This window comes from Amycolatopsis minnesotensis (genome assembly GCF_039529815.1).
Taxonomy (GTDB): domain Bacteria; phylum Actinomycetota; class Actinomycetes; order Mycobacteriales; family Pseudonocardiaceae; genus Amycolatopsis; species Amycolatopsis minnesotensis.
In genome coordinates this window covers 54,664-65,234 of record NZ_BAAANN010000035.1, presented here as the reverse complement: position 1 = coordinate 65,234, position 10,571 = coordinate 54,664, and the positions used below count along the sequence as shown (strand labels likewise).

Sequence of the window (10,571 nt, the reverse complement as noted above, 5' to 3'; positions counted from 1 at the left end):
CGGAGAAGCCGCTGCCGGAGAAGCCGCTGCCGAAGGAGCCTTTGGCGGAGAAGCCGCTGCCGGAGAAGCCGCTGCCGAAGGAGCCTTTGGCGGAGAAGCCGCTGCCGGAGAAGCCGCTGCCGAAGGAGCCTTTGGCGGAGAAGTCTTTGCCGGAGAAGCCTTTGCCGAAGGAGCCTTTGGCGGAGAAGTCTTTGCCGGAGAAGCCTTTGCCGAAGGAGCCTTTGCCGAAGGAGCCTTTGGCGGAGAAGTCTTTGCCGGACAAGCCAGCTGTCAAGGGTGAGCAGCCGAAGTCCCGAGATGGCGGTCCGCTCACCGAATCGGGAGGCCCCAAGCAAGACTCTTCCGCCCCGGCGCACTCGTCCACGGAGAGCGGGAAGGGCGGCAGGCACAACCAGAAGTCGACCGGCGGTTCAGACGCACCGCCGCCGCGGCCCAGCGTCGGGTCGGAACCACCCCTGCCGCGGCCCGGAACGAGCAGCCTCGGTCCCCGCACACCGGGTTCGCACGTCGACGGCGCGGGGGAATCGAAGCACCGTGGCCGGAACGATCGGCACGAGTCGCACCACGAGCATGACCACCAAGGTGACGTGGTGCCGGTGGGCGATCTTGAGCACACCGGACCACCGCACCGGCAGACCTCCCCGAGCGACCCCGGCGGTCCAGGCGGAGGCTCGCACCTGGAGATCATCGGCAAGATGCTCTGGAAGCGCGACGACAGCGGGTGGCATATCACCGAGCATGGCGGTTCGTTTCGCTCTGAGGCGACGGACAGGTCGGGCAAGCCGTTCGCTGCCGAACTGCCCGCGGGCACAAAGATGTGGATCGACGTCAACGGTGAACCCAAATTGCTTCTGCTCCCAACTGGGAAGAGCTATGACCGAGCGCCGGACGGCCACTGGTCGCGTCTGCGCGAGCGCGAGTACGGCGAGATTTTCCTTCGAAAGTTGCACGTCCCGCGTTTGGTCAAGCTTTCCGACGGTACGTCAACATTGCTCCCTATTGCGACTGAGGTGATCTGGGACCGTCAGGCGAAAAAAGCTGTGTATTTCCGGAAAAAGGACGAAGGCTACGGGCTTCAGCCCAACGGGAAATATAAACTCCTGTCAGATCCCGGGTCGCGCGTTGCTTACGAATCCTGGATGGCTGGCGCGAACCTGCGGCACGAGACTGCTCGGAAGCTGCTCGTCCTCGAGGACCGGTACAACCACGCCGACCCAAGCAGCAGGCTGGACCAGTTGACGGGAGCGCAACTGCGGGAAATGGTGTTTTTCGGCAGCCCGGATGAAAAATTTGCGGCGGCTTATGAAATGACCCGCAGGCATACCGATAAATCGATGTACTGGGGGCAAGTGGACGCGGTCGACCAGATGCGAGAAAATCCGAAGGTCGACATTCACTACCAGATGCGAGCCGGTGAGGGAAAGACCCTTGCATACCTGCTTGCTTCCATACTGGAAGCAGTCGAACCAGAATTCGACGGGATTCATCTCCTGACTAGCAATGACTATCTCGCGACCATTGCCTCCGTACACCACATGGAAATTCTCGGCGATCTGGGATTTACGCTACATTGGATAGATTCAGATAGGCCGCCGCCGGTCCCGAGTCCCGGTCGGCCGACGATCTATATCGGTTCGGTCGACGAGGCAGCGCACCACCTGAACAAGACGGGCAGGCTACCTGGTGAGGCCCATGATGGGTCAACACGGTTGAGGCTTTTTTACGACGAGGGTGACACCTCGTGCCTCACACCTCCTCAGTGGATCCTTTCCTTTCTGGCGGACAAAGAGGCGTCCCCTTATGTTGCGGGCGAGGTCATGAAGGCCAAGAAGGTACTTGATGACTGGTTGGCCACGGAGAAGCAGCCGGATCGTCCGCTTACGAAGGAGGATTTCGGGCACGTAGGCAACAAGCGGCCTGCGCAGTCCGCACTCACCGTTGAAGGGCGGGTTAAAGTTGAGAAACTGATGGGCCACTCCCTGAGCCTCGAACAAGAACGACGGATCAACAACGCCGCCCGTGTGAGGTTGGGAGACATCAAGCTGGACGAGGACTATGTGATCGACTTCACGACAGGAGAGGGTCGAGTTGTCCTAGTCAACCGGGGTACCGGCGACGCCATGTCGGATCCGAAGACCGGGAACGAAAGTCGCTGGAACGAGGGTCTGGGGCAGGCCGTCGAAGCGGAGTGGAATCTGAAGATTCGCGCGGACTCGGATAGCAGCAACAGTAGGGTGCTCACCGCGCCCGAGTTTTTCGGTCGCTACCCCAAGGTCACGGCTATGTCCGGAACTATGGAAGGTATGGAGCCGCTGCTCAAGAGTATCGGCCTCCCCGGGGCGGTGCGAAGGATCCCAAACCGTTTCCTGGATGATATGCGTGAGAATACCACTGTTCATATAATGCCCGACCTTGAAAGCAAATTCAAATACGTCAACGAGTTTGTCCATGTCAATCCCGAACCGACTTTGATTATTTCGCACGACAACGCGAAAATTAAAAAGCTGTCGGACTACATGAACGACAATCCAATCAACGGCAAATCTGTCGAACATACGGCCGTTGATATAAAGTGGTTGTTGAAACAGAAAGCGGATCGTTATCCCAACCTTCAGAAAGTTATTGACAAGGTTGGGGGTGAAATCAAGGTTCTTATCGGTACCGACATAGTCGGCCGTGGTGCGGATATTGATGCGTGGAATCTCGATGTGATACTTCTGGAGCCTTCGGGCCTCCATCCCAATGTTGATGATCAAGGTATGTCTCGAACGAGGCGTAACGGCAAAGATGGTCGTGCCCAGGTCCTCATTTCGCCAGAAGATGACGCTGTGCAAAATGTGCAGGGCTCCGCCCCGCAGGTGAGTATAATAAAGTATGTGGAGTCGCTCGAAGAGAATGGAACACATCTCGCACTCGATGATCCCGCGGCAGTTGAAGCGGCAAGGAAGGAATTGATCGAGACTTTCGAGAGTCTCGGTGAAGAGACTGCCTCCCGTTTCACGCTCAACAGGCTGCGCGAGACTTCAACCGCTCGCGGCGACGGCGACCTCGGCTTGGACAATGACGTTTCGGGTCAGGAGCACGGCGACTCTCAGCGCGATCAAGACGATCTCGAGGTTGAGCGCGACGAACACGGCCGTGACCGTGCGAACTGGCCGCGGGTGGCCGCCCCCGCACACCTGGAGCAGATCCGCCGTGGGATCGAGGAGGTCACGAACTTCGTTGAAGGAGCCGGGAATCCGGGAACGGGGCCCGCTACGATCGATCAGGCCCGCACGGCATACGAGCATTGGCGGATTGCGGCCGGGCACACAGGTCCCACCAACGACTCCGCCTTCAACGCGGCGTACCACGCGGTGTATAACGGTCTTCTACTCCCGAAGGTCCCGCCGCCGGTCGACACGGACGCGACCGACGACAGCACGGCCGACAACGCGAAGACCCCCAACCGCATCGGGCCATCGACACAGCCGAAGGACGACACCTCGGCGCGCGGGGGTGACATCCCTCGGCGCGGTCGTAACGATTCCGAAGCTGACCGAGATGAGCCTGGTGGCGAACTCGATGAGCCGAAGCAGTCGCACGGCGAAGAGTCCGGTGAGGACATCTCGCGCGATGAGCGGGACGCTGAGCGCAGGGCGGACGAGCCCGGATCGGTCGACACGAGCTGGCCGCGGGTGGCCGCCCCGGCGCATCTGGAGCGGATTCGCGCCGAGCTCGCCGAGCTCGTGGAGGCCCAGCGCGAAGCCGGGCAGGAGGTGGCGGCGGAGCCGATCACGATCGAGCGGGCGCGTGCGGCCTACGAGGGCTGGCTGAACTCGGGCGGGCCGGACCGCCTCGACAGTGGCGACGACGCCGCCTTCGAAGCGGCGTACCACGCGGTGGCACCGGACCTGGCAGTGCAACTCGGCAAGGCCGGAACGGGGGAGAACCCCAGCGGTGCGGAGGAAACACAACCGGCCCCCGAGACACCGGAAACGAACGAGCGCGCGCGGGACGAGGAGCGGAAGCATGACTTCCTGAAGCACGGGATCGTGTTCGCGCGCTCGGAGATGGAGCGGCTCGCGAAGCGCCCTGTGTCGCACGATGAAGTACTGGAGGCGTTCGACGACTGGTTGGCACTCGAACGTTCCTGGCCGAGCGACGTGATGCACCTCGCGGACGAGGTGGCCCAGGTCGGCGTGAATCCCGAGCGCCAGGTCGTCAGGCGCCGCGGTGGCGCGATCGGGACCGAGTCGGAGGTCGGCGAAGTGCAGCTGACCGGCCCCGTACTTGTCAGGGGCCGGTACACGAAGCTCGTCACCGACAGCCTCGTGGGGGGAGAGTTGATCCCCGAAAAGGTCGGAGAACCGGCGGGTGTGCTGCGCGGGGAGCAGGGCAGGCCGGACCCTGCCAAGGTCTGGGGCGAGTTCGATCGCGTCTTGCGCTTGCTGCGCGATGCCCGCCCTGACCAGACCATCGCCGACCTGTTCGGCAACGAGGACGGGTTCTCCGTCGGCCGGGGCGAACAGACCCAGGTAAAGCTGCAGGATCTGGGGCTGGAACAGATCGCGCAGCAGTTGACCGTCGGGGTACCGGTCTTCGGTTTGTGGAGCTTCTTGAAGGCAGTTGCCGCTGAAGCGCGTGAGGAAGGGGTACCCGCGGACGCGCTGGAGGCGCGATTCCTCAAGCAGGCGATGACGTTCGGTCAAACGATCGCCGACGAGTTCCGCGAGTACGCCGATTACGACGGTTATGCCGGATTAAGCTTCGCACGGGACGAGGGGGTGGAGGCCGACGCGACAGCGATCGCGGGGTACGCGGCACTGGTCTACACGCAGGCTGCGGTCGCCACCTTGAACTGGGAGAAGTTCGGTGGCAACGATGACGACGGCACTGATGCCGACCTGATGAAGAACTTCACGATGGTGCTGTCCCGGATGCCGATGTCCGTCATACGAGGTGGATTGCCCCGACGCGTCCAGCACTACTTGGAGAACAACGCGGAGGAGCTCACCATCGCCTTCGATCGCACGCTCCGGGGCAGGAACCAGGACCTCGTCCGCGACGACAGGATTCGTGAGCACGCCCTCGACCGAAAGATGTGCGCGGGGGGGAGCCCATTCAGCCCGCGTGACTACCTGCGTCAGGCCTGGCAGTCGTTGCGGCCAGGTGAAAAGCCGGTGCCGCAGTCGCACGCGGTCGGTGGGTTGAAGACGGAGATCAACGAGCTCGACTCGTACGGTGACCGAGCGCAGCTGCCCCTGGGTGCCTTCGAACTGCGGTACCTGCGCAACAAGCTCGGCGCCAAGGGATTCGGTTCGGCGTATGCCCAGTTCCAGCGGTGGATGGCGACCAGCCGCCGGATCGACGACGAGGCCTGGAAAGCGGCGGCGGCGTCACGGGCTGCTGAGAACGGTCCGGAGCCGGTGTTGAGCGTGCCCCCCGCGCTGCCGGACGTAGGTCCGGTCCGGCTTACCGACGAGCCGCGACCCGATCCCTTGTCCGTGACATTCGAGAACAAGAAGTTCGAGGTGCCCGATCCGAGCAAGCTCGAGAACTTCGCTGACGAGGTCCTGGAGCAGGCGGCGGCTGTCGTGAAGGCCGGTGGTGAAGGCCTCGTCGTCCATGTCGAGGGCGGTGGCAACGGTGGCCTGCGCAGCAAGGGCGCGGCGGCCACCGGGAACGAGCGTGCTCGGGTGGTCGCGGACATTCTCGAGCGACGGCTGAACACGCTACGAGCCGGACTAACCGAGGAGGAATCGGCGCCGGTCAGGCTGGTGACGTCCTCTCGTGGTGACGGACCGGGTCGCTCGCCGCGATGGGCACCCACGAGCCAGGAGGACCGCCGTCAGGTGCGTGTCTGGGTCGAGCCGGTGGCTTTGGCTCGTCCCGGCGCGGCTGGTCGTGGCCACACGCTCAGCGACGAGTCGTTGGACGCGGCAGTGCTGCGGCCGTACGTGTGGGCAGCCATGGAGCGGCTGCCGGAGCTCGGTTCTCGGCTGAGCAGGGACCAACTGCCTGACGACGAACAGGTGCTGCGGGCACTGCGGGAACTGGACCAGGCAGGAGACCGCCCCGCCGATCGAGCGCGCCTGGTGGACGCCCTCGCACAGCGGTTCGCGCAGGAGACGAAGACGTCCGAGCGTTCCGGCTGGCCGGAGCTCGATGATGTGCGGCGGGAGAATATTGCGAGCGCGTTGAAGGGGCCGGACGGTTCGAAGGCTTCGGATGCTGAGGTGGAGCGGGCTTATCAGCAGTGGCAGACGTGGCGTCGTGAGCAGGAGGCGGCCGATCCGGATTTCCGGGTCCGGCCGGAGAACACCGGGCGGTTGGTGGAGGAGATCGTCGCGGTCGCGAAGGCGGACGGCAGGGTGGTCGATCCTCATGCCCTGCTGCGCCTGCCGGGTGGTGCGCCCGGTCGCGGGCACCCGGATCAGCCCGCGCATTTCGCCGGGCCCTCCGGCGCCGTTTCGGAAGCCACTTCGCACGGTGTCGAGGTTCCGGCTTCCGAAGACGGCTTGGCGAGGTGGGCGGCAAAGCAACGGGCGCTTGATGATGACGAGCGGGCGGCGTTCGATTCGGTAATGGCTGGTGCGCCGTCTTTGACCGCGAACCAGCGTGAACTGCTGACCCGGGCGGCGCGGCGCAACTCGATTCCGCGGCGGGCGGTTTTCGCCGCGGTGATCAGAGCCGGGGCGGTGGACCAGGAGACCGGGCAAGTCCAGGTCGGCTTGCCCGTCACTCCGATGGGCAAGGCCGGGAGCCAGCCGGGCGTGGTGCGGGTGATCGCTGACGTGGGCACACCGCTGGTGACCGCGGGTGGACGGTACCTGTTGCCGCCGGGTACGAGGCTGGTGCCGGAAGGCGAGGGATACCGGGTAGCCGGTACCTCCGGGGACCGGACCGGCCTAGCCGAACCTGGTGACGCACCCGCGCGGACCGTGGAGGAAGCGCTCGCCGGTCTCCCGGCTCAGGTTCGAGCGCAGATGAGGCGCACAGCCTTGGTGCTGCTCATGGCATCTCATGATCTGACGAATCTCAACAACAAGGAGGCCCTCGAGGCCGCGATAATTTCGATACGGCGCCATACGGGCAGCGTGCGCGAAGCAATGAAGTTCGCGCTGAAGGCGGCGCGGAATACGCCTGCTGAACTGAGCGCAGATGATGTAGAACTTCTGTTGGCGAAAGCGCGACGCGCCCAGATTCCAAGATATCTGACCGGCCTGGCGGACGTCGCCGCGGTGATCCATGATTCAGAATTGTGCGATATTATCGAATCGGGCTCGGCTGGGATGGCGCGGTTGATCGCCTATATAATGCATCGCGGCAACAGTACCTTCCCCTCCGCTGCGGGAGATCCGGATGCCGGCCACATGCATATTTCTGAGCTGCTTGGTTCTACCCTCCTAACGCTCCGGCCGAAGGAGGAGTGGGATGACGCCATCCGGGCTGCCAGTGAGGGATCGTCGGTAGAAAATGACATCGATGCCGCCTGGGAGGACGACATCCCCGACCGGGTGCTCAAGGGAGCGGCCGCAGAAGCTTCCCGGCATTTCGGTCGCCGTCGGCTCGTCGAACTGGGCTACGCGCTGAAAGACATGACGCGGTTGGTGGCGTATACGGTCGCGTCAAAATACGACGAAGAGGAACTGGAGAGGCTGACCAAAAACAAGTTGACGGCGGAACTGGTCAAGTCCGCTGAGAAGTTGGCGCAGGACCTGAAGGCTACTCCCGCCGAGCGTTCGAACCGCGTCCGGACGGTGGATCCCGCCCAGGTGACGATTGTGACAATTCTGCTCCCCGAAGAGGAGTCGCCGGAGTTCGATGCGATGGACGATCGAGGCGAGGCCGGGACGCACAACTTGCTTCGCAGGAGAATCCCGGGTGCGAAACCCGTTCCTGTGGGGAAACGTGAAACGAGCAGGCCCGACGACCCCGTGCCGCGCGCGGCCTACGTGGGTGACGGCCAGGACGGACTGGACCGTGTCATCTCCGCGCTGAAGGAAAGCCGTGACCGGACGGCGAGCGCGATGGTGTTCGAAGTGACGCCGAGCGGCGGTCTCGGGATGGTGTTGCACGTAGTTCCGAAGGACGGGACGTTCGAAGTCCTCGGTTACGCTGGTTCCCAGCTTTCCCCGGAGGACGAGCGGAAGTTGTCGAGAGAAGTGCGCCTGTTCGCACTCGGGTACGGGCCGGACGGCACCGTCATCATCGGCAACGTCCGCCGCGTCCAGCAGGCCGTACAGGTCGATGCCCGTCGGGTGGCCGAGCCGCTCTACGAGCAGCGGCAGAGGCGAGGTACCGCTGGGAGCCCGGGAGTGCGGGAGTCCTTGACCCCGTCACGGTCCTCATCGCCGGCACCGGCCGAGCAGCCGAGCGATGACGTCGGGCAGGCATGGGATTTCCTGAATCTCGATACCGCTGCCGCGAAAGCGCGAGCAGTGGTGAAGCGGCTAGGCGAGGGAGAGCGAAGCGACAAAGTGCGTGCGGAGCTGAAACAGACCGCACAAACCATCGCGGATAACACTCACGACTACAAGAAGCTCGGCGAGACGAGAAAGTCGGAACTGGTGGAGATCATCACGTCTCGCCTGATCACCAGGTCCCCCCTCGGTTTCCGGGTAAACGTCGCGGATGCTTTTTCGTGGTCTCGGCGGCTGGCCGGAAAACTGCGTTCGGCCCCGGCCGAGCCATGGGCACCCGTCCTGCTGGGCAACGGAAGTGCTCGCCCCGAAGGGATAGAGCCCGTACTGGTGAGCACCATAAGGGCGCCCAACCGGTTCAAGATCGAGGCAGAACTCGGCTGGAACCACCTGGTGGACGTGGCAGGACCGCGCGAATCTCGCGAGCTCATGGACAAGGCCAGGCAGATCATGTCCGATACTATGGACTGGGGGCAGGTTGATCAGTCCATGTTAACCGCGATCGCGAAAATTCTCGCCAACAGACTCCGGTTCTCTTCGGACGGGTTCAAGGCCGGGTACAGGTTGTCCTACTCGTTTTCCGGCGTGCTGCAGAAGCCCCCTCCTCCGGGGTCCTGGGTGCCATCGAGCGCCACCACCAATCCGCTGACGGTGATGGCGCAAACCGTGTGGACAGAAGTCCGGCTTCTGGTCGAAGCGGCGTTCGTGCCACCGGGCGCCGTGCAGAGCGATGGCCCCGCGGTGGCCGCGGCGAACGCGGCGATCGCCGCCACCCACCATCCGGTCCTGCTCGCGGAGCGCGACATCCGCGGCGAGGTGCGGAAGGTCCTCGCGTACTGGTGGAGCATCTTGCCCGACGCCGTCCACGACAAGGAGGGGCTTCTGCGGCAGGTTTCGATCCGCATCGCTGCTGGGCTCGGCACATGGTGGACGTCGCCCACGTTCCGTGACGCGGTGCGCGATGCGCCCAGCCTCGACCAAATCGATCCGATCGACCAGCAAGAGGTGTACCGGGCCATGGGGGCACCCGGGGTCGCGGAAGCATTCCGGAAGCTCGGCTTCGATCCCGCCGACGTGGTCCGGGTCGCGGCCGGAATCCGCGCCCGGCAGGGGGCCGAGCTCGGGCTGGCCGAGATCGTCATGGCGATCGCGCACAGTGCGCCTCCGGCCCAAGAGCAGGCGGCCGACGACAGCGCTTCCGGCAACGCGAACGCCGCCAAACCGTCGACGCGGCAGTCCGAGGCCAGCAGTTCCGGCCAAAAGGCCGTCGTACCGGCCGAGCTGAGGCCGAAGGCCGTGGAGCGGATGGCCAAGAAGGCGCGGCCCAACGCGCCGCCCGCCGAAGATCCGGACGCGATCACGCCGGCGCCGGAACAGCGGCCCGACCCGTCCGACGCGAGCGGTCCCACGGAACCTGACGCCCATCAGGGGACCAGGCCCGGTGGGGTGCGGGAAGGGCCCTACCGGGACCCGAAGCTCACAGCGCACCTCGAGAAGGAGTTGTCGGCCCTTTCCGGCCGGAGCGGGAATGACGTGAGCGGGTTTGTGGCGAAGGTGCTGGAGTTCAAGGCGGGCCTGGACTGGGCGTCTCTCAGGGTGCCATCGGAGCAGCGGAACTCCGTGGCGGTGACCGCCACCAAGATGGCCCGGGTGCTGATGACCGTGCCCGCCCCCGTGCGTGACTCGGACTTCGATCTCGCCTTGCGGTCCGAGTTGGGCCGGTTGTTGCGCCAGCAGTACCAGGGCGAGAAGCGGGACCTGGTCGGGGAGTTGGTGCGCCGTATCTTGGCTTTCGAGCCGGGGTTGGCTTGGGCCTATCACCAGGTTCCGGGGTCGCGGGATCCGGCGAATCGGATGGCCCAGTTGCTGGTTACGGGGCAGGTGCACCGGTTGCTGGGTGGTTCGGACCAGACCAGCGGCGGGGGAGGACCGTCCGCACCGGCTCACCCGTCAGTCGCCCAGCTACTCGCCACCCCTGCGGACGAGTCCGTAGGCCCAGTGCGGGCACCGAACAGCCAAGGTGCCGACAGCGCATCCGTGAACAGCGATGCTGGTGGCCACGAGTTCGGGTTGGGTGTGTTCAGTCGTCCGGTGCATGCTCCGGTTTCGGATGTGGTGTGGCACGAGTTGGTGGGTCTTGTTCCTGCTGATTTTTCGGGGGTTTCG

The 10,571-nt window shown here is 64.3% G+C and carries 2 protein-coding genes; one reads left to right on the top strand and one right to left on the bottom strand.

The annotated features are described in order from the left end of the window. The coding region (locus tag ABD256_RS33965) for a hypothetical protein (RefSeq protein ID WP_344428647.1) at nt 1-262 on the bottom strand (262 nt) is incomplete at its 3' end. Nucleotides 263-590: 328 nt separating this feature from the next. On the opposite strand from ABD256_RS33965, the gene ABD256_RS33960 reads away from it, so the two are divergent. Further along, nucleotides 591-10,571: hypothetical protein (locus tag ABD256_RS33960; RefSeq protein WP_344428645.1), on the top strand; the 9,981-nt coding region annotated here is incomplete at its 3' end.